At 62.0% G+C, this 19,807-nt stretch carries 19 protein-coding genes and 1 pseudogene; 4 read left to right on the top strand and 16 right to left on the bottom strand.

From position 1 onward, the window contains the following. Positions 1-12: 12 nt before the first annotated feature. The 14 genes from AEP_RS08760 to AEP_RS08695 all read right to left on the bottom strand — a co-directional run bounded on the left by AEP_RS08760 (position 13) and on the right by AEP_RS08695 (position 16,628). Complete coding sequence (locus tag AEP_RS08760; protein ID WP_087495025.1) at positions 13-1,944, bottom strand: YhgE/Pip domain-containing protein; 1,932 nt, start codon at positions 1,942-1,944, stop codon at positions 13-15. Beyond that, on the bottom strand, positions 1,941-3,602 hold the full coding sequence (locus AEP_RS08755; RefSeq protein ID WP_087495024.1) for a mechanosensitive ion channel family protein: 1,662 nt from the start codon (positions 3,600-3,602) through the stop codon (positions 1,941-1,943). Before AEP_RS08755 ends, AEP_RS08760 begins: the two co-directional genes overlap by 4 nt. Before the next feature lie 70 nt (positions 3,603-3,672). Next, positions 3,673-4,800 carry an FAD-dependent oxidoreductase gene (locus AEP_RS08750; protein WP_087495023.1) on the bottom strand — a complete coding sequence of 376 codons (1,128 nt, stop codon included), beginning with the start codon at positions 4,798-4,800 and terminating at the stop codon, positions 3,673-3,675. A 121-nt stretch (positions 4,801-4,921) separates the two neighbouring features. After that, the gene (locus AEP_RS08745) at positions 4,922-5,662 is read right to left on the bottom strand and encodes a DUF3047 domain-containing protein (RefSeq protein ID WP_157673115.1); all 741 of its coding nucleotides are present in this window, start codon (positions 5,660-5,662) and stop codon (positions 4,922-4,924) included. Between the two features lie 26 nt (positions 5,663-5,688). Then, complete coding sequence (gene selD / locus AEP_RS08740; protein ID WP_087495021.1) at positions 5,689-8,001, bottom strand: selenide, water dikinase SelD; 2,313 nt, start codon at positions 7,999-8,001, stop codon at positions 5,689-5,691. A 30-nt stretch (positions 8,002-8,031) separates the two neighbouring features. Further along, positions 8,032-10,263 carry an FAD-dependent oxidoreductase gene (locus AEP_RS08735; RefSeq protein ID WP_087495020.1) on the bottom strand — a complete coding sequence of 744 codons (2,232 nt, stop codon included), beginning with the start codon at positions 10,261-10,263 and terminating at the stop codon, positions 8,032-8,034. Between the two features lie 10 nt (positions 10,264-10,273). Continuing rightward, positions 10,274-10,879 (bottom strand): CDP-alcohol phosphatidyltransferase family protein, encoded by a 606-nt coding sequence (locus AEP_RS08730; RefSeq protein ID WP_087495019.1) that lies wholly within the window; start codon positions 10,877-10,879, stop codon positions 10,274-10,276. Positions 10,880-10,885: 6 nt separating this feature from the next. Next, positions 10,886-11,419, bottom strand: coding sequence for a TlpA family protein disulfide reductase (locus AEP_RS08725; protein WP_087495018.1), 534 nt, complete (start codon positions 11,417-11,419; stop codon positions 10,886-10,888). A 55-nt stretch (positions 11,420-11,474) separates the two neighbouring features. Next, on the bottom strand, positions 11,475-12,104 hold the full coding sequence (locus AEP_RS08720) for an ATP-binding cassette domain-containing protein (RefSeq protein ID WP_087495017.1): 630 nt from the start codon (positions 12,102-12,104) through the stop codon (positions 11,475-11,477). Beyond that, on the bottom strand, positions 12,101-12,511 hold the full coding sequence (locus tag AEP_RS08715) for a Rieske (2Fe-2S) protein (RefSeq protein ID WP_157673114.1): 411 nt from the start codon (positions 12,509-12,511) through the stop codon (positions 12,101-12,103). Before AEP_RS08715 ends, AEP_RS08720 begins: the two co-directional genes overlap by 4 nt. Positions 12,512-12,516: 5 nt before the next feature. After that, entirely contained in the window at positions 12,517-14,235 is a 1,719-nt protein-coding gene (locus tag AEP_RS08710; RefSeq protein WP_232459965.1) for an ABC transporter permease, read from the bottom strand. Between the two features lie 86 nt (positions 14,236-14,321). Next, a complete protein-coding gene (locus tag AEP_RS08705; protein ID WP_087495015.1) occupies positions 14,322-14,684 on the bottom strand; it encodes an NADH-quinone oxidoreductase subunit A in 363 nt (120 codons plus the stop codon). After that, positions 14,681-15,619, bottom strand: coding sequence for a Tim44 domain-containing protein (locus AEP_RS08700; RefSeq protein ID WP_087495014.1), 939 nt, complete (start codon positions 15,617-15,619; stop codon positions 14,681-14,683). The genes AEP_RS08705 and AEP_RS08700 overlap by 4 nt, the downstream gene beginning before the upstream one ends. A gap of 124 nt (positions 15,620-15,743) precedes the next feature. Continuing rightward, positions 15,744-16,628, bottom strand: coding sequence for a LysR family transcriptional regulator (locus tag AEP_RS08695; protein ID WP_087495013.1), 885 nt, complete (start codon positions 16,626-16,628; stop codon positions 15,744-15,746). A 98-nt stretch (positions 16,629-16,726) separates the two neighbouring features. Here AEP_RS08695 and AEP_RS08690 point away from each other — a divergent pair, with 98 nt between their 5' ends. The 3 genes from AEP_RS08690 to AEP_RS08685 are packed head-to-tail and all read left to right on the top strand — an operon-like array spanning position 16,727 to position 17,530. After that, on the top strand, positions 16,727-17,071 hold the full coding sequence (locus AEP_RS08690; protein WP_087495012.1) for a hypothetical protein: 345 nt from the start codon (positions 16,727-16,729) through the stop codon (positions 17,069-17,071). Then, complete coding sequence (locus AEP_RS20690; protein ID WP_157673113.1) at positions 17,071-17,238, top strand: hypothetical protein; 168 nt, start codon at positions 17,071-17,073, stop codon at positions 17,236-17,238. The genes AEP_RS08690 and AEP_RS20690 overlap by 1 nt, the downstream gene beginning before the upstream one ends. A gap of 16 nt (positions 17,239-17,254) precedes the next feature. After that, positions 17,255-17,530: a TFIIB-type zinc ribbon-containing protein gene (locus AEP_RS08685; RefSeq protein WP_087495011.1), complete on the top strand. Its 276-nt coding sequence runs from the start codon at positions 17,255-17,257 to the stop codon at positions 17,528-17,530. 41 nt (positions 17,531-17,571) lie between these two features. On the opposite strand, the gene AEP_RS08680 is transcribed toward AEP_RS08685, so the two are convergent. Continuing rightward, complete coding sequence (locus AEP_RS08680) at positions 17,572-17,817, bottom strand: hypothetical protein (protein WP_087495010.1); 246 nt, start codon at positions 17,815-17,817, stop codon at positions 17,572-17,574. A 21-nt stretch (positions 17,818-17,838) separates the two neighbouring features. Beyond that, positions 17,839-18,783 (bottom strand): class I SAM-dependent methyltransferase, encoded by a 945-nt coding sequence (locus tag AEP_RS08675; RefSeq protein ID WP_087495009.1) that lies wholly within the window; start codon positions 18,781-18,783, stop codon positions 17,839-17,841. A 159-nt stretch (positions 18,784-18,942) separates the two neighbouring features. Here AEP_RS08675 and AEP_RS08670 point away from each other — a divergent pair. Beyond that, a pseudogene (locus AEP_RS08670) lies at positions 18,943-19,164 on the top strand (catalase/peroxidase HPI); the annotation flags it as partial. Positions 19,165-19,807: the final 643 nt, after the last annotated feature.

Genomic DNA, 19,807 nt, shown 5'->3' with positions numbered 1-19,807 from the left:
TTCAACGGCAGTTCACAAACCGACAGCGGGCTGCATCTGGGCCGGGTGCAGATAGCGCCAGCGCCCTATCCAGCAGGCCAGCAGCATGGAGATCAAACCACAAGCAGTGACCAGTAGCATGGGCGATTGCCAGGCACCCCCATAGGCTCCGAACATGGCCGCCTTCACCGCCCGCACCACCCAGGTCATGGGAAGCCAGGGGCTGATGATTTCATACAAGCCACCACTCAGTTCCACCGGTAGAACGCCGCCCGATGCCGACAGCTGCACCGCCAGAAATACCATGGCGAAAACCTTGCCCGCATCGCCCAATGCGCGCGTAAGCAGCATCACGATCATCAAGAAAGACAGTCCTGCCACTGTCAGGCACAAGGCAAAAGCAGCGGGATCAAAAATGCGCACCTTCAAGCCCCATAACACTGTCAGCCCCAGCACCAGCGCCTGTAACAGCACTACGGTGGCCGGCATGGCGATCTTGCCGATGAACTTGGCCGGCGGTGAAAAGCGCTTGGCATGCCGCGGCATCACGCGGATATGGATCAGGAAAGCCGCCACACCGGCTCCCAGCCAGAGTGCGGCGGGAATCACGTTGGGCGCAAAGCCGCTGCCGCTGTTGCCGACCACGGCATCGACTTCAATAATGGGTTTGACCGAGTTGGCCAGACCTTCGGGGCTGCCTTCCGGAGTCTCAATGGAAGCCGGCAGCGAATGGGCCAGCAAATCCAATCCACCCGAAAGTGCTTGCGTGCCTGTTTTGAGTTTTTGCAAGCCTTCAGACAAGGCCCCGGCACCATTGCTGAGCTGATTGCTTCCGGCATCCAGCTCGTCGAGCTGGCTGTCTTCGGGCAGCTTGGTCACGGCTTGGCGAATGGCGCCGGTCATGGAGCGCATGCCGTTGGTCAAAGTGCCGACACCCGCGGCCACTCGGTTGGCTCCGTCAGCCAGTTTCTTCTGTCCTTCAGAGGCATCTCGGATGCCATCGTCCAGCTGGTTCATGCCGCCCGCGAGTTGCCCCACGCCTTCCTTGACACGGGTGGACACCAGCAGGCTATCGTCCGCCTCTGTCTTGAAGGCCATCACGCCCTCCAGCAACTTGTGGCTACCACCCTGCAGCTCGTCCATGCCTTTGCCAAGATCCACGTGGCCCGCTGCCAGCGCGTCGGCGCCGGATTTCAGCGCATTGAGGTCAGAGTTACGTGGGCGTTTGGAATCCAGGGTCCGCAGTCCGCCGCTCAGTTGTTTGAACCCATCGGTGAACTGCCCGACACCGCTGTGCAGTTTGACGGAGCCATTGGACAAGGCACGCCCGGCATTGGCGGCTTGCAGCGCGCCGGTGTTGAGTTCCATGGCACCTTCGCGCAGGCTGTTCACGCCGGCTCTGAGCTGGTCCACGCTGCGCTGCGAACCGGCCGCATTCGTCAGCACCATGGCCCAGCGTCGCTCGTTCAGGCTCTCGTTCACCTCATGGCCCAGCTCATTGGCAAACTGTTTGGCGATGACGGCGGTCTGGTAGTTGTTGCCCTCAGAGGCGTAAATCACCAACTTGCCGCCGCCCGGCATGGCCCCGGGAATGGCGTTGGAGCTGAAGTCCTTGGGAACTATCAATGCGAACGCCACTTTGCCCATGCGCACGTCCTGGCGGGCATCCTCCGCGTGTTCGTACGTGACGTAGCCAAATCGTGCGCTGCGCTCCAGGCGCGTGATCACCTGGGAGCCAATGTTGAACATGTGGTCTTTGTATTCCACGCCATCGTCCAGGTTCACCACCGCCACGCGCAAGGCATTGGTGTGGGAGGTCGGGTCCCAGACGCTGGTGAGGTAGATCGATGCGTAGACCGATGGCAATACGGCTACCACCAACACCGCCAAAAGCATCTTGGGGTGCCGCAGGATGACCTTCAGCTCTTGCCGGGCTACGTACGCAATTTCGTTGAAAAAGGTCATGGCGTTGGCGTGTTGTCCGGGGCTGCCGGCGTGTCAGGTTTAGCCGGCGCCGGTGTCCACGCGTGCGGCGGTACCGTTTTGGCGTGCGCGGGGTCGGCAATGTACTGCGGCGACATGATTTGCACCCCGAAGGTGTTGAACACATCCTGAATATTGGCGTGCAGGGCGCTGAGCACCATGGCGCGCGGGCGGGGTTCCTCCGGCACCGCCTGGCACACCAGCCGGTATACGGGATACCAGTCCGACAGGGCGGTCTGGAAGACTTGAGGCGGCGGGTCCACCAGAATGCCTTCTGTGCGCACCGCCGCGTCAATCAGCATGGCGTGCACCTGGCGCCACGGGGTGTCGTAGCCGATGGTGACGGTAGTGTCCACCACATAGCCGGCACCTTGGACCGCGCGCGAGTAGTTTTTGGTGGTGCCTGCCAGGATGCTGGTGTTGGAGATCGTGAGTTCCTCACCCAGCCCGGTGCGGATGCGGGTGGCAAACATGCCCATCTCCGTCACTGTGCCCTCTTGCTCTGCCAGCCGCACGTACTCGCCCTTGCGATACACCCGGCCGTAGGTCAGTATCAGACCGCTTGCAGCCTGGCCGACCAGGTTGGACGCACCGAGTGAAATCATCAAGCCCACCAACACCGACAGGCCCTTGAAGGCTTCAGTACCGGCTCCCGGCAGATAGGGGTAGGCCATTGCGAGTGCGAACAGCCACACCAGCACTTTGGCGATGCGGCGTGTGGGCACGGCGACATCGGCATCCAGCCAAGCGAGTGTGTGCTCGCCTTCGAGTACGCGCTCGAAAAAGTTGTCCAGCCCGCGTGTCAGCATGCGCGCCAAGTAGAAGATCACCACGGCCGTGAACAGGCCGGGCACCGCACTCACTATGGCATTACCCGCTGTGGCTGCAAAGTCCACCAGATAACCGTTGAGTGCTTCGCCCCACGCGCGGGTGAAGGGAAAGCGTCGTAGTACAAAGCTCAGCCATTCGTACACCACCAGGAACAGCATGATCCGCAGCACCAGGGTGATGGCCCCCCGGACGACAGCGACCACCCGGTTGCGGTTCACCAGGGTGATGCCGCCCACTTGCAGCTTGGTGGCGTGCTCTGCAGACAGCTGCATCAGCTTGCGGCTGATGGCGGTGCCCAACTGGCGCAGGGCCAGCCATACGGCCGCAGCAATGGCTGACGCGGCCACTGACCATGCCACCGCTTTCAGCACCGCATCCAGATTCCGGCTTTCTTTGCTTTGGGAGATCGCGGTTTCCAGAGCAGCTTGGGCCTTGGCGGCCGTCGTCTCCAAGGTGTCCTGTTGGCTCTGGTCGACCTCCGCCTCGGTGACCACAAAGGTCGTGGCACCATCAATCTGCACCAGCACTCCCATGGCATCCGCTTTGCGCGAGACGCGGTGCGGCCCGTCTTTGTCCAGCTGGTCTTTGAGCCGGGCGTGTGCGCGCTGGGCGCGGTCAGGGGCGGAGACGCCGCCCAACTCTCCGCGGAAGGTGATCAGGGGGCGGTTGAAAAAGCTCAACGTCGCTGATGTGGCGCCGGCGTTGGCTACCTGGTTGGCCGTGGGGTTTGCCGGCAATGCGCTGGGTGCCTGCGCCGTCGCGGACAGGCAGTGCATCAAGGCAAAACAAAAAGCCAGGAAAAATTTCATGGGGAGATGTGAACAAAGTCACACCCACTATACCCATTAGATCGTCCGAAAAGCGCCGGAAGCTGTGGCTTTAGGATGTAACTTGCAGGTAACGCGCCACATGCCGGCGGTCGGTCCAGTCTTTGAGCCAGTTCAGTGTGCGGCCGGTGGCGCTGTAGCTGCCCCAGCTGGCTACCGCTTGCTGGCTGCCACCGAACAAAAAGTGCAGCGCGTGGGACGTATCCCGCACCGCATGCAGGCTAGCACCGGTGGTGGCGGCCGGCAGGTTGTGCACCAGGGCCTCGCTCTCATCTTGGACGGAGAACACTTGGCTGTGGCTGGTACTGCGCTGGTAGGCATCGATGGCGACTTGACCCTGGCCATCCAAGGCCAAGCCGCTGTCGGCCAACCACGCGAGCGACTGGGATTCGAGCGCGATCAGGGGTACATCGCAGGCCAGGTGAGCGCCGCAGCCCAGGTGCACGGACTCTGCGCTCATGCCCACTGCCACATCCTGCAGCACCGTGATGCGCTGGGCCTTCATGGCGGCCACCAGCCGGGCGTGCACCGGGCTGTCCAAATCCACGCCGCCGTCACCGGGCTTGATCACCAAGGTCACGGCGCTGGAGGGCAGGCGCTGGCGCACGGCCAAGGCTAGTTCCAGGGCGGCTGTGTGGTCGCCGATCACAGTCACCCGCAGCGCCTTGCTGTTGGCGAGCTCACACACCCGCGGCCATAGCAGGGCAAATGTCTCCAGCGGATGGGCAAACAGGCCGAACTCGCGGGCGCCGGGAATGTCGCGCTCGATCTGCTCGCGGTTTTGCACCGGCCCGGTGTTGATGGACAACCAGTCGTAATGCTGGCTGCTGCCGTCATCGAGTTGCAGCGTCTGGCTGCCGGCATCCAGCGATTTGACGCTGCGCTGCAGCCAGCGGATGCCGGCGCGCCGCACCAGCGGCTCCAGCGGAATGGCGCATTCGTCCTGGCTGTAGCGGCCGGCCACAAAGCCGGGCAGCATGCCGGGATAAATGGTGCGGGGGAAGGGGGCGACCAGAATGATGCGCATCTCCGGCAGCGGCTTTGCCGCCAGTGCCGAGAGCACCTGCAGGTTGGCCATGCCGCCACCCAGTAACACCAGCTGGCGGGGCTGGTAGCCGCGCGCGTCTGCCGCGTGGGCGGAGTCCACATCCTGCTTGATATGCGCAGCCAGAGCTTTCATGCCGCTATTGTTCCACGATTGGGGCGGGTTTGACAAATAAATCAGCCTCCAGCGCCCACCGAATATGCGCGAGCAGCTATGGAAAGCATAGCGTTTTCCATTCTTGCGCGGGCAGCTGTGGCTAAGGTTTTACAAGGGCAAGCCCTTTGACAAAGGCCAGACTGCTCCCACCGGTGTTGTCACTGTCCGCCCCGACGACCACGGCCAACAAGGGCGGTACTGTCGCGCTTTCATCTCCGAAGGCGCGCACAAAGTCGGCGTTCAAGTCCCGTGCATGGCTGACCCACGCTCCGGGCCGAGCCGGGCCCTGGTCCAGCACGATAAAGCGCAGGCGTTTGCTGTACAAGTTGTTCACCACTGTGCCCGGCGGCTGCAGGCGGTCCCAGACGTAGCACAGCGTGGCACCCGGCAGGTTTTCGCCGCTAAGCGTACGTGCTAGGCGAAGCAGGTTGCGCTCCACGAAAGGAATGTTGGCAAGAGGCAGGTCGAACATGGCGCAGACCTTGAGCGCCACGTCGTCCCCTTCCTTGCGCTGCAGGTCCGCCTGGGCCAGACCTTCGTCCAGCCGCCACTGCCATTGCAAACGGTTCTCGCGGGTGCCGGCAGGCAGCGCGTGGCTCAGGGTGCTGTAGCTCTTGTCGCTGCGCATGCGCAGCACAGGCTCTGCGCCTTGCAGCACGATGTCGGGCGCCATCAGCGGCACCTTGCCTCCGGGCAAGCCCACCGCCCGCCATGGCGCGGGTGGCGTGCCGGGGCCTGTCGCCTCCAGTGGTGTGAGCGGCGTTGCGCCCGGGACCTGCGCCCACACCATGGACAAGCTGCACCACGCCGATAGAGCAAGAAAAGTGACTCTGGCGCCCATGGGATGTGCGTGACCAGCTACTCTTTTCATAGCGGTCGCACGTCGATGGTGATGGGCAGTTCGTCGGCAGGCAAAGCACGCACACGGCCGATGGCGCAGGCTTCTGGGTAACCGTGCGCCCGCAGTGCGCGCAAGCAGTCATCTGCTGCTGAGGCGGGCACGGACGCCAAAAGTCCACCGGCGGTTTGGGGGTCCACCAGCAGCGGCCACAGCGGGTGGCCCATGGCCTGTGCGGCGTTTTGCACCACATGCTGCGGGCGGGCATTGGCGCCGTGCAGGGAGCTCAGCAGGCCCTGCTGCACACACTCCAGCGCGCCATCCAGCAGGGGCAGGGCGGCGGCATCCAGCGCGACTTGCACGCCACTGGGGCGAGCCATTTCTACCGTGTGGCCGATGAGGCCGAAGCCCGTCAGGTCGGTGCAGGCGGTGGCGCCAAAGGTGCGCAGTGTCTGCGCGGCAGTCTGGTTGCTCTGAGCCATGTTCTGCAGCGCAGCTTGTACCCAGCGGCCTTTGGCGGCCGCGCGGCCGTGCGCGGCAAACAAGGCTCCAGTTCCTATCGGTTTGGTCAGCAGCAGCACATCGCCGGGCTGCATGCCGCCCTTGCGCAGCACGCCGGTCATTTGGCCATGGCTGTCGACGTCCACCAGGCCGTTTACTGCAAAGCCCAGCGCCAGCTCGGCGCCTTCGCCGCTGTGCCCGCCGATCAGCGTGCAGCCCGCCGCATTGAGCACCTCGACCGCGCCCTGCATCATCTGGCGCAGGGTGGCTTCCACCTGCCGGTCCACGCCCGGCGGCACGGTGGCAATCGCGGTGGCAGTGTGGGGCTGGGCCCCCATGGCAAACAGGTCGCCCAGTGCATGGTTGGCGGCAATGCGGCCGAACACATAGGGGTCGTCCACAAACGCGCGGAAAAAATCTACGCTGTGCACCAGCGCTTTGCCGGGCGGCACGCGCACCACGGCAGCGTCGTCCGGGCTGTCCAGGCCCAGCAGCACATCGGGGTTGGGTTGCACCCACAGGTTTTGCAGTGCACGCGAGAGCACACTAGCCCCCACTTTGGCGCCACAGCCTCCGCAGCGCATGGCGACTGCGGCTTGCGCCTGTTGGGCTTCATCAGCGCTTAGCTGAATGGATGCGTTGGATGAAGTGGTTGGGGCCATGCCAGAGAGGCCCTCCAATCCATCCACTCCCCGCACGCTGAAGCGCTGCATGAAACGGCGGTCTATCCAGTCCTTCCAGCGCCAGACCCAGGCACCCGCAAACCCGAGCGCACCGCGTGAGGCCACGGCAAATTTGTCACCGGTGCTGATCAGCGCCAGCCAGTGGCGCTGCGGGCGGTAGGGTTGAAGGGGCAGACCTTGCACCGCACGCTGCAGGTTGATGGCCAGCGGCATGCCCATGCGCACGGCAAACACACCGGCCTTTTCCAACGAAAAGTTCTCTATCGCTGCCACGTCGCCCGCCGCAAACACGCGCGGGTCGGTGATACTTTGCAGCGTGTCGTGCAAGCGTATGCAGCGGTTGTCTGTCAGGGCCAAGCCGGTGCCTTGCAGCCAGGTGCCTCCACCGGCTTGGGTAACCCACAGCACCTCGTCGGCGTCAAACCATTCGTCTTGCGCGCTGCGCAAACGGCCTGCCTGCACTTCAGCCACGGGTGTCTTTAGATGCACTTGCACGCCGCGCTCGGCTAGCACTTTGGCAAAGCGCCTCTGTACACCCGCGTTGTGGGTGGGCAGCAAGCCATCCGAAGTAAACAAGTGGAACTGCGGTGCCAAGTCTGCCCGCCCGGCGGCTTGTGTCTCGGCACTCAGCCGGTACTGCATAGCTAGGCACAACTCCACACCGCCCGCGCCACCGCCCACGATAGCGATCGTCAGCGGCCGCTTAGCGCGCGCCACCTTGTCGAGCAATTGCAACCATCGCTGGTTGAAGCCGGTGATGGGTTTGACCGGCACTGCGTATTCAGTGGCGCCCATTGCGCGCATCTGCGGCGTGGAGCCGGTGTTGATGGAGACCACGTCGTAGTCAATGTCGGGCCGGCCGCGCAGTTGCACTGTGCGTGCCTCACGGTCCAGACCCATCACCTCTGCTTGGATGAACCGCGCACCGGTGGCGGCACACAGGCGGCACAGGTCGATGTGCACATCGTCATAAGCGTAGTGCCCCGCCACATAGCCGGGCAGCATGCCGGAGTAGGGCGTGTGCGCGTCGGTACAAATCAGGGTGATGCGCACGCCGGGCAGTGGGTGCATGGCGAAGTAGCGCAGCGCCACCACATGGCTGTGGCCGCCACCCACCAACACGATGTCTCTGACGATGGGTGTGGCGGGTGTTTGCATAGGCGTGGATTGTGCCGCGCCCTGAAATGCCTAGCCGCGCTTCCAGTCGTGGAACTTGCGCACCCATTCCAGGAGCTTGTGGGGTTGGTGCGCGCGCTTCCATTCACCGGCGGCGTATTTGTTGGCTTCGGCCAGTGTGGGGTAGGTGTGGATGGTGCCCAGAATCTTGTTGAGGCCCAGCCCGTGTTTCATGGCCAGCACATATTCGGCCAGCAGGTCGCCTGCGTGGGTGCCGACGATGGTCACGCCCAGAATCTTGTCTTTGCCTGGCACGGTCAGTACTTTCACAAAGCCGTGCGCCTCGCTGTCCGCAATCGCGCGGTCCAGGTCGTCAATGCCGTACTTCGTCACCTCGTAGGCAATGCCTTGCTCTTTGGCGTCCTGTTCGTTCAAGCCTAGGCGCGCTACCTCGGGGTCAATGAATGTGGCCCAGGGGATGACCGAGTAGTCGGCCTTGAATTTCTTGAAGTCCCCGAAGAGCGCGTTGACTGCCGCATACCAGGCTTGGTGCGCCGCGGTGTGGGTGAACTGGTAGGGCCCGGCCACGTCACCCGCCGCAAAAATATTAGGGTAGATGGTCTGCAGGTACTCGTTGGTTTGCACCGTCTTGTGGGTGGGAATGCCCAGCTCTTCCAGGCCGTAGCCTGAGAGGCGGGCAGTGCGGCCTACGGCGCACAGCAGTTGGTCGAAAGGAATGTGCTTCTCCACGCCTGCGTGCTCGACGATGAGCACCCCCCCGCCCGTTCTCGCTGAGCTTGTCGAAGCGCCCTCGACAGGCTCGGGAGAGTGGGGGTACTTTTCAACGCGCAGTGCTTTGTGGCCGGTGAGCAGGTCCACGCCGTCAGCGCGTAGCGAAGCGGCTGCCAGCTCAGACACTTCCAGGTCTTCTCGCGCCATGACGCGCGACGCCATTTCCACCTGGGTCACGGCAGAGCCCAGGCGCGCAAAGCTTTGCGCCATTTCACAACCAATCGGCCCGCCGCCCAGAACCACTAGGCGCTTTGGCACTTCGTCCAGCTTGGCGAATTCGTCCCACAGCGTGTCGCTGGTGACATAGCCCACCTCGTCCAGACCCGGTAGGGGCGGAACGAAGGGCCGTGCGCCGGCTGCAATGACGATGCTGCGGGTGGTCAATGTTTGCTTGCCCCCGTCGTTGAGGGCAATCTCCACCGTCCAGGGGTTGATGATCTTGGCGTAACCCTGCAACACCTCCACGCCCAGGCCGGTGTAGCGTTCCACGCTGTCGTGCGGCTCGATGGTGGCGATCACGTCGTGGATGCGTTGCATCACCGCCTTGAATGAAAACAGGTTCTGGCGCCGGTCGGATGTGCGCGGGGTGCTATACAAACCATAGCGCTCTGCATGCTGCATCTGGTGAGCGAGCTTGGCACTTTTGATCAGCGCCTTGCTGGGCACGCAGCCGTAGTTGAGGCAGTCGCCGCCCATCTTGTGGGCTTCCACCAGTGTGACCTTGGCTTTGACTGCCGCTGCAATGTAGGCCGAGACCAGTCCGCCCGCGCCCCCGCCGATGACAACGAGGTTGCGGTCAAAGGTTTGCGGACGCACCGCGTTCCAGCGAGCGTAGACCTTGCGTTGTTGAATGAAGTTCATAAGCGCCTTTGCAACGAGAGGAAACACACCGAGCAGCACAAACGCGCCCAGCAGCTGAGGGCTGGCAATGTCCTTGAGCGACTGCAGCTCTGCCAGCCGTGTGCCTGCGTTTACGTAGACCGCCGTGCCGGCCAGCATACCGAGCTGGCTCACCCAGTAAAAGGTGCGGGTGCGCATGGTGGTCAGGCCCATGGCGAGGTTGATCACAAAAAACGGCACGACCGGAATCAGCCGCAGGCTGAACAGATAAAGCGCGCCGTCCCGCGCCACACCCTGATTGATATCTGCCAATCGTGCGCCAAAACGCGCCTGCACCATGTCCCGCAACACAAAGCGCGCTGCCAGGAACGAAACCGTGGCGCCCAGGCTGGACGCAAACGACACCAGCAACAGCCCCCAACCTAGCCCGAACACACCGCCACCGGCCAGCGTGAGGATGACTGCACCCGGCAGGGAGAGCGACGCCACCAGCACATAGAGGGCAAAGTAGGCAGCCCGCAAGCCCCAGGGGTTGGCGGCGTACTGCGCAGCCAGCGCGTCCTGGCTCTGGCGCAGAGCCTCCAGGCTTAAAAAGCGGCCTAGATCGAAGACTACAAAGGCTGCAATGGCAGACGCTGCGACCGCCAGCACCAGGATTTTGGAAGCTTTCATGCGGGGCCTTTCAGGAGAATGCGCGCCAACCCCACCAGATGCGGGTGGCAGTGGTCACAGCGCACAAGGCGGCAAAGGTGTAAGCCAGCACATCAAAATGCGCAGGCCAAAAGCACATGGCCACAAAGAAGGCCAGCGTTTCGGTGGCCTCGGTCAGCCCGCCCAGAAAGTAGAACGACTTGTCGGGGTAGGCCAGGTTGTCCATGCCGCGCTTGGCGGCGAGGGCGGCAAAAGCCAGAAAGCTGCTGCCGGTGCCGATGAAGGCCGCCAGTAGGGCGGCAGCGGGCAAGGCGTGGGCGGCGGGGTTGGCGACGGCAAAGGCCAGCGGAATGCTGGCGTAGAACACGAAGTCCAGCGAAATGTCGAGAAAGCCACCGGCATCGGTAGGCTGCGTCTCCCGCGCAACCGCACCGTCCAAACCATCCAGCAATCTGGAGGCCAACAAGGCGATAGCGCCCATGGAATATGCGCCAGAAGCTATCAAAATCGCAGCAAGCATGCCGACAGCAAAACCGGCGAGCGTCACCGTATTGGCACCCACACCGGCGCGCACCAGCAGGCGTGCGATAGCCTGCAACGGCGGGCGAAGGAGGGGAGTGGCGAAGCGATCCAGCATGGCGGGTCAGGGCAGCAGGTCAGCCACGCTGTCCCACACTTCGGGGGCGAGTCGACCTTCAAAGCGTTTGAGCACCTTGCCTTTGCTATCGATCAGCAGGGTCAGCGGCAGTCGCACACCGGCGGGCAACTCACCGTCCATGCGGACTGACAGCAGGCCTTTGGCGTTCATCTGTGTCTGGCCCACCAGTTTCTCGTAGGCCAACCAGTCGTCAGCTTTGCGGTCCAGATTGACCAGCAGCAGGCTGAAGGGTTTGGTTTTCCAACCAGCCAAGTTGGCGCGCAGCTCGGGCAGGCTATCGCGGCAGACGGCGCAGTTGCTGTTCCAGAAAAAGGCCACGGTCACCGTTCCATCGAGGGTGCCGGTGTTGAATCTTTGGCCATTGGCGTATGCAGACGCCACTGCAAAGGGAGTACCGACGGCGATGGTACTGGCTGGCACCTGTGCCCATGCGCTTGAAACCGAGCCCATACACAATGCGGTGAGGGCAAGCCAAGCCCGTGCAATGCGGCTAAAGCGAAGAGAGAGGGTGGAGCGCATGGAGCGAGTCTATAGCGGGGAGGGAAACCCCTTTGTCGCTCGGATGCCAGCTTTCTTACAAATCGCCCAAGCGGGTCAGCAGGTCGGGGGCCGCAACGTCTGCCGCGTCGTGGGTCACCAGCAGGGCGGGGAGGCCACGGCTGCGCACCAGCCCGAGCACCAGTGCGCGCATGCGTTCGCGCAAGGCGGCGTCGAGTTTGGAGAAGGGCTCGTCCAGTAGCAGCGCTTGGGGGCGCGCCACCAGTGCGCGTGCCAGGGCGACCCGTGCCCGTTGGCCGCCCGACAAGCGTGCCGGGTCAGCGTGGGCAAACTCTTGCATTTCCACATCCTGCAGCGCCTGCTGCACCGCTGATTCCCTGGCGGCAGCGGGGCCTGCGGGCACGGCGAAGAGCAGGTTCTCCCGTACGGTCATGTGCGCGAAGAGTAAATCGTCCTGAAACAGGATGCCCACATGCCGTGCCTGCACCGGCAGGTGGTCAATCCGCTGCCCATGCAAGTGCACCGTGCCGCTCCACTGCATGCCGGGTTCCAGTGTGCCGCACACTGCCGCGAGCACGCTGCTTTTGCCACAGCCACTGGGCCCCATGAGCGTGTGGATAGCGCCGGGGGCGATCTCCACCTGCAGGTCACGCACCAAGACGCCCGCGGGGCTGGTGAGGGTGGCGATGTGAATCAGCAGGCTCATGGCGCGATGCGGATGGTGCCGTCGGCATCGACGGTCAGTGGAATAGACAACAGCGACTCGCCCTCGCAGTCACCCGCGGTGCACACGCCGTCACTCCACCGGTAATGGGCATAGTGCACATTGCACGTGATTTGCACATGGGGCTGGAACTTCAACAGGTCTTGCTGTGCGGCCAGCGGCACGCCGAAGTGGGCGCAGCGGTTCACATAGGCCCGCACTTCCGATCCACTGCGCAGCAAAAGGTAGCGGAACACGCCCGAGCCGTCACTGTCGGCCGCATCTGTGGTCTCCGCCATCGTCGCACTGCCATCCGCCAGCTTGCCCGTGTGGCCCAGCACTGTGCCGGGCAGCGGCGCGCAAGGTACCTCATGCCAATGCCGGGGTTCAGCGGGGTGGAGCGTGGGCATATTCGTCATGCTTGCCATTGTGACTTTGCCGGCACGCGAGCCGGCCAGCGCCGCGCACGACCCACCCAGGCAGCCAGCCCGAAGGCCAGCACCGGCAGCATCCATTGCAGCCAGGCGAATGCCGACGTCAGGGAGCGCTGGCCGCCAGCGGCCAGCGTCACCGCTTCAGTGGTGACAGTTTGGAACCGGCCGGCCCCCACATACAGGGTGGGCAGATACTGGGCCACGCTGACCGCAAAGCCGATCGCCCATGCAGCTGCGAGTGCGCTACGCAGCAGCGGCCACTTCACCCGCCACAAAAACACTGCATGAGGGTGGCCCAGAGTAGCGCTCACCATCTGCAGGCGGCGGTCAAACCCGAGGTAGGGGCCCTGCAGCGCCATCAACATATAAGGGACGCCAGCCAGCGTGTGGGCCAGCCATAGCCCAACGCCCGTGGTGTCCAGACCCCAGACCAAACTGAAGCGGTGCACGCCCAGCACCCACAACAGGGCGGGCAGCACCAGTGGCACCATCCACAGCGGCATCAGGCGTTGTTGCCAGCGCGCCGGTGCCCACTCCAGCCACGCCACGGTCCACACCAGCGCTGCGGTGCTGCTGGCCAGCGCCAGCCACACACTGGTCCACAGGCTGTTGTGGCTGCCGACGACCTGATGCCAGGCGGACCACGTCAGGTTCTGCGGCCACAACGCCGGGAAGTGCCAGGCCCCCGTGATGCTGCCCACTAGCAGTGCAAACATGACGGCGGCGTACACCAGCAGCAAGCCAATTAGGGAACCGGGAAGCGATGCCGCGAGGAGATTTTGTTTCTCGGAGCTAGGGGTTCGCATGTCGGAACCCACCGGTCCCCGGGTCCATCGCTTCCGCCAGAAACTTAGTTGCCACATGCCCCAGAGCACCACTGCACCGACCGCCAGTACCAACGCCAGACACCAGGCCGCAGCGGCACCTTGCGCGTTGACAGTGGGGTCTGCATCCTGCAGCCATTGCCAGGCCAGCATGGCCAGTGTGGGGGGCGTGGTCGGCCCAATGACCAGCGCTACATCCACCACCGTGAGGCCATACGCCCATACTCCCAGCAGAGGCACCGCCAGGCGCGGCAGTAACTGCGGCCAACCCACCCGCCACCAGGCTTCTCGCTCGCTGTAGCCCAGCGTGTGGGCGAGAGTGAGCTCCTGCCGCAGGCGGCGCGCCACATCCGGGCGTTGCAGGTGCGCCAGGGCGGCCCACAACAAAAACGGTACTTCCTTGAGCACCAGTACGAATATCAGGCCCAGACCCCACGGATCTTGGGTGGTGGGCCAAGGCGGCGGATCCGTCAGACCGGTGCCCCAGGGCGAAAAGAGTCGCAACAGCCAGCCGCTGGGCGCCAGCAGTGCCACACAGCCAATGGCAAACGCCGCATGCGGAACCGACAGCAGGGGTGCCAGCCAGCGCGCCAGTTGGTTACTGCCCTCCAGCGATTGCAAGCGGCCCACGGTTGCGGCCAGTATCCAAGCGCTCAGTCCCAGCGCGAGCAGGGTGGATGCCCATCCGGTCCAGATACTCTGGCACAGCGCCCGCCACACCAAGGGCTCTTGCCACAAGGCCCGCCATGCTTCGAGCTGAGCGGCAGACGCCCCTGCAGCAGCCAAGCTCCAGAGCATGGGCAATGCCACCACAGCTGCGAGCGCAGCGGCCGTGACATGGCGGGCGGATGAAAGGCCGGAGGTGGCGGGGTGCAAGAAAATCCCTCTTCAGAGCACAGAAATCGGTGCGTTCTATCCTACACACTAGGGGTTTACCGCACGGTTTGAGCGCCACCGGTTCGTCAAGCCTCCCAATCCATCGCGCCTTTGGCCCATTCGTAGGCAAAGCCTATGCACAAAATGCCGAGGAAGACCATGCCCCCGATAAAGCCGGGCAGCCCTATCTCTTTGAGTGCCAGAGCCCATGGAAACAGGAAGGCGATCTCCAGGTCAAAGATGATGAACAGGATCGCGACCAGATAGAAGCGCACGTTGAACTGCATGCGCGCATCGCCAAAGGGCTCGAACCCACATTCGTAGGCCGAGCCCTTTGCCGGATCGGGCCGGCTGGGCCCCAAAATGTAGCCCGCCAGCTGAGGGAGCACTCCCACTGCAAGTCCTACTGCAATGAACAGCAGGACCGGTAGGTACTGCTCCAGGTTCATTCGACCTGCTGAATGCCGGCCAATACCCAACCGCCGTTACCTTGGCGAGCCTTGGTCAGGTGCCAGATTTCGTCGAACGTTTCGTCGTCGCAACCTGCGCCGAAGCGGATAAAGCCTGTGAACTTCACGCTCACCAGATAGCGGTTTGATTCTTCCACCACTTCCAGCACGGCGGTGTCGATACGGACCACCTCGCTGGTCTGGGTAGCCGCTTCGCGCTCCGCAAAGTCCAGCTTGATTTCAGCAAACATTTCAGGCGTGGTGAACTCACGGATATCGTCCAAATTGCCAGCGTCATAAGCAGCTTGCAAGCGGATGAAGTTCACCTTGGCATTGCGCTCGAAACCTGCACGGTCAAAGTCGGCGGGAATGGCAGCGCTTGTGGTCTGCGCGCCGATGCCGGAACCGATCAATGAGCCAGAGGACGAACCACCGAGGCCGGAGGGTGCGGGAGTAGCGACCTTGAATGTCTGGTTGGATGTGCCTGTGCCAGCACCTGCAGCAGCACCAGCCGGCATCATGCCGCCTGCACCGGCCATGCCACCTTGGCGGGCCATGGCCCGCTTGCGCATGATGAATCCGATGATTGCCATCACGGCGAAGGCTACCAGGGCCATGGTCATCATGGAGGCGAGCTCGTCACCGAAACCGAAGTGAGAAGCCAGCGCGGCAATACCCAAACCAGCGGCCAAGCCGGCAACAGGACCCATCCAGGAAGGCTTGGAAGCGGCCGCTGCACCTGCGCCTGCGCCTGCACCGGCAGCAGGCGCTGCATTTTGTGCCGCAGGCGCGGAAGGCGCCTTGTCTTGCACAGCCTGGCGTTGCGTGCCCATGGATTTGCCGGAACCCAGACGCTTGGCGGCCTCGGCATCCATGGAAACACTCGCGATACCCAGTGAGAACACCACGGCCAATACAGATAAAAGCTTTTTCATCGTCATCTCCAAAAAACAAAGGACGGATTGGAGATTACGGATAATGAGCTTCAAGAAAAACCAGTGTTTAGTGGAAATTCATTCCTATAAAAACTGAATGAAAGAGCGCTTCCGGCTTGGCTACTTACACGACACCCTGCAGCACCCTCAGCACCAGCGGATGCTGGACCTTGCGTTCGGTGCCTACTGCATAGAAGTGCTCCACCACACCTTCACAGGGCCCGAGACGCTTGACACCGTAGTGCGCCAGCAGGTCGTCTTGAACCCATTCGGCCGCCGGAAAGGCGCCCATGCCGCTGCCGCCAAAGGTCTTGAGCAGGGCGCTGTCTTCAAATTCCCCCACGATGCGGGGCCGGATGCCGATTTGCTCGAACCAATGGTCCAGCCTCGCACGGACTGCGGTATGGGCTGTGGGCATGAGCACCGGCATGTCAGCGAGGCTGTGGGGAAACTTGCGCCCTCCGGCGCGCACCATGGCGGGCGTGGCGTACCAGGCCATGGGCGAATTTCCCATGGCGTGGCTGTAGAGCTTGATGTTGGGGTTGGCCGGCGCAGGGCGATCGGAAAATACGACATCCAGCCGGTGCAAGGCCAGGTCGCCCAGCAGGTCTTCCAGCTCGCCCTCATGGCAGATCAGGCGAAGGTTCGGCTCGGCGATTACCGGCTGCAGCAGCCGCCTTACTACCAGCTTGGGCAAGCCATCAGAAATGCCGACTGCCAGGCGCGTGGCCGGTGTGCTGGCCGCATCGCGTACCAGCGTGGGCAGGTTTTCGCCGATCTGGAAGATCTGGTCGGCCAGCTGCATGGCCGTGACGCCGGCATCCGTGAGCACCAACCCACGCCCTGCTGGTTTGAGAAGGGCGTAGCCCAGCGAGCGTTCCAACTCCCGCACTTGTGCGCTTACGGTTTGCACCGCCATGTCCAGCTTGTCGGCGGCCCGGGACATGCCCCCTTCCTTGGCCACCACCCAGAAGTAGTAGAGGTGCTTGTAGTTGAACGAGGTGCTCATATTCAGTTTTATAGGGAATTTAAGTAAGTAATTATCTGCTTTTTACGCAATGAAGCGCGGGCTAAGGTCGGGTCTTGTTCATCGCTTGGAGAGGTTTTATGCAAGTCATTTTCGAATCCCGACACCCTCAAGGCGGTGCCTTGCGGGAAGAGGCCCTGCAACGTGTGCGCTTTGTGTTGCGCCGCTTGGGTGCGGTAGTGCCACGCGCCAAGGTCATGTTTACCGACATCAACGGCCCGCGCGGTGGTGTCGACAAACACTGCCTATTGGAAGTGAAAACGGAGAAGTCCGGTGTGCTGGTCATTTCCTCTTTGGCGAGCGACTGGCGTACCGCTTTGGACGAAGGTCTTGAACGTTTGGTGCGTGCGCTGACCCGTACCCTGCACCGTCAGCAAAAGCCCGTTCGCGGACGCTTGGTCAAACAGGACACGGAGACCCTGTGATGGATATCGATTTTTTTACCCCGGAGTGGATCGGCCTGGCCCTGTCTTTGCCGGTCATTTATTCCGCATGGTTTGAGTATTCCGCCCGCAATACGCGTGATGCCAAGTTGCTGGCGGGTGTAGGTGTCGGTGGTTTGCTGCTGTCTGCCGCCGGATTCGCTTTGTGACCCCAAGGAGCCTGATATGAAATGCCCCCATTGCACCGATAGCACCCTGGTGATGACCGAACGCCAAGGCGTGGAGATTGACTATTGCCCGTCTTGCCGCGGTATCTGGTTGGACCGCGGCGAACTCGACAAGCTGCTGGAAAAGGCCTCGGGCCCTGCGGTGGCTGCTGTGCCCCCGGCGCGCGTAGCCCGTGCATCGCACCACCGGGACTTTGAGGATTCCGATTTCCAGGAATACAAGCGCTACCCGCAAAGCCGCAAGAAGTCGTGGCTCCACGAGATTTTTGATTAACCCTTTGAGAAGCAGTCCGGTGCCAGCCGGGGCTTGGCCTCTCAGGTGATCTTGAAAACCGTGATCACTTTCTTGCCGCCAACTTTCTCTTCATAGGCTGTCCATTGCTTGATACCTTTGACCAGCACCGTGTTGCTGATGTCCTTCACCGGCTGTTTGGCTTTGAGCTTGGCGGTCACCCAGTCTTGCATGTGAGGCAACAAAGGACCTTCCACCCCGGTGGGGATGAACAGGAGTTTGCCGGCAACGGTACCGGCGGGTTTGCATTGCAATTCAGTGGCTGGCATGGTGTTGGTGTCGTGAAGTGATCATTGCGCTAAGTCTTCTGGTGCTTTGTACACCAGCACCTTGAGCGCGCGCTCCGGCTCCGCATCCGCAAATGCTGCGGGATTCGGCAGGCGCTGCACGAATTCAAGGGAAGGCGCTTGCTTTTGTATGTGGCCTTTCAGGAAGGCCGTGTCCAGTTCGGGCGCATTCAGGCACACCAGCGCATGGCCGCCCGGGGCCAGCAGTTCGGGCAAGCGGCGCACCAGGCGCGCATAGTCTTTGGTGGCAACAAAGCTGCCTTTCTGGTAACTGGGCGGGTCCAGCACCACGAGGTCATAGGGGCCACTGCGGGTGATCTTGCCCCAGGTTTTGAAGATGTCGTGCCCCAGAAAACTCACACCGCTCTCAATGCCATTGAGCCGGTGGTTTTGCTGGCCGGTAGCCAGCGCGCTTTGGCTCATGTCCACATTCACCACATGCCGCGCACCGGCCTGCAAGGCCACCACTGAAAACGAACAGGTGTAGGCAAACAAATTCAGCACCCTGAAGGCATAGGTCTTGGGATGGGCCGTTACATAGTCGCGTACCCAGCGCCTGCCCTCTGCCATGTCCAGAAACAGGCCATGGTTCTGCCCCCGCAGCACATGCACCTTGTACCGGGTGCCTGACTCCGTCACCACATGGGGCTCAGGCACTGTGCCCGACATCAACCGGGTATCCGCCAGCCCTTCGGCGCGGCACTGGAAGACCCAGTTCAGCGCCTGCCCGGGGCTGAGTGTGTGCCAGCGCGCGGACAACGCGGCACCGATGGTGGCTAACTCATCCTTGCTCACCGGTTTGAAGCTGGTGAGCACCAGCACCGGCGGGTACCAATCCAGCGACCACTGTTCGCAACCGGGGTACAGACCGCCGCGTCCATGAAACAGGCGGCAGGCGTCTGGGGAGGAAATGTCCATCGAGGTGATGGCGTGAAGCAGAGCTTGCAAAGTGAAGGGCCTTCAATGAATGACTAGGCTGGGAGTGTATGCATCGCAGCTCGCACAAAAATGCCTATGGCGGGTATTGGGCAATCCAATTGGTGATTTCGATAGCTAAAACCTAAAATGCATGGCATACCGATTTACCAACCGCAACAGGAGATTCGCATGACCACAGAAGCCAAGTGCCCCTTTCCCCACGCAGGCCGCAGCCACACGCAAGCCGCTGCGCCATCGAACGCTGATTGGTGGCCTAACCAACTCAAGCTGGGCATCCTGCACCAGCATGCGCCTGCTTCCAACCCCATGGGCGAAGACTTCAACTACGCCGAAGAATTCAAAACCCTCGATCTCGACGCCGTGGTGCAAGACCTGACCGCGCTGATGACCGTCCTCGTATGGCGAAAAAATAACTCAAACAGGTTCTGTATGACTGACTAAAAATCCCAGTAAAATTCAGGGTTCATGCCAGAAAAGAAGATTGTTAAATTTACATAGGCAGCTTGAATTGTCATTTAATGGAGCAAAATCGGGCGTTTTTTTGTATTTTCTGACATATGCATTTTGAAGCTACCGTCGGCTCTGATACCTGTGAAAATCAAGCTGGACTCTTCAGTTGCAGAGTTCGTGGGCGAACTAGCTCAGGCTCTGGAGTTAGGTGTAGCAATCGTCGGCGAGAGGACATCTGATGTGGTTAGTCGTCTACATGTGAGCTTGACATGCAAACGCCATTCTCCTAACCAGATTTCCATCAACGACAATGTTCGTAGCGGCCTGTTTCGGCAAAATCGCGAACATGGCGGTGAGAGGGCTCTCCAAAACTGGATACCTTCAGAACAACAGACTCAAATCGTGAGTTCGGAGCTTTGATTTTTCTTCATGAGTTGATTAGCTTGTAAATCAGTTTGTCAATCCATGGCTAACCGCATATCAGTGGTCTGCTAGCTTGATTGCAACCACAATGATTCACTCATGAGGCGAATACAACTTAACCTTTCAAGTTTGCCGGTAGGAACTCTCGCCGCCAACCACT

The sequence above is a fragment of the Curvibacter sp. AEP1-3 genome, assembly GCF_002163715.1.
Taxonomy (GTDB): Bacteria; Pseudomonadota; Gammaproteobacteria; order Burkholderiales; family Burkholderiaceae_C; genus Allorhodoferax.
Note: the sequence above shows the minus strand (reverse complement) of the source record. Positions and strands in the feature narration are given on the sequence as shown.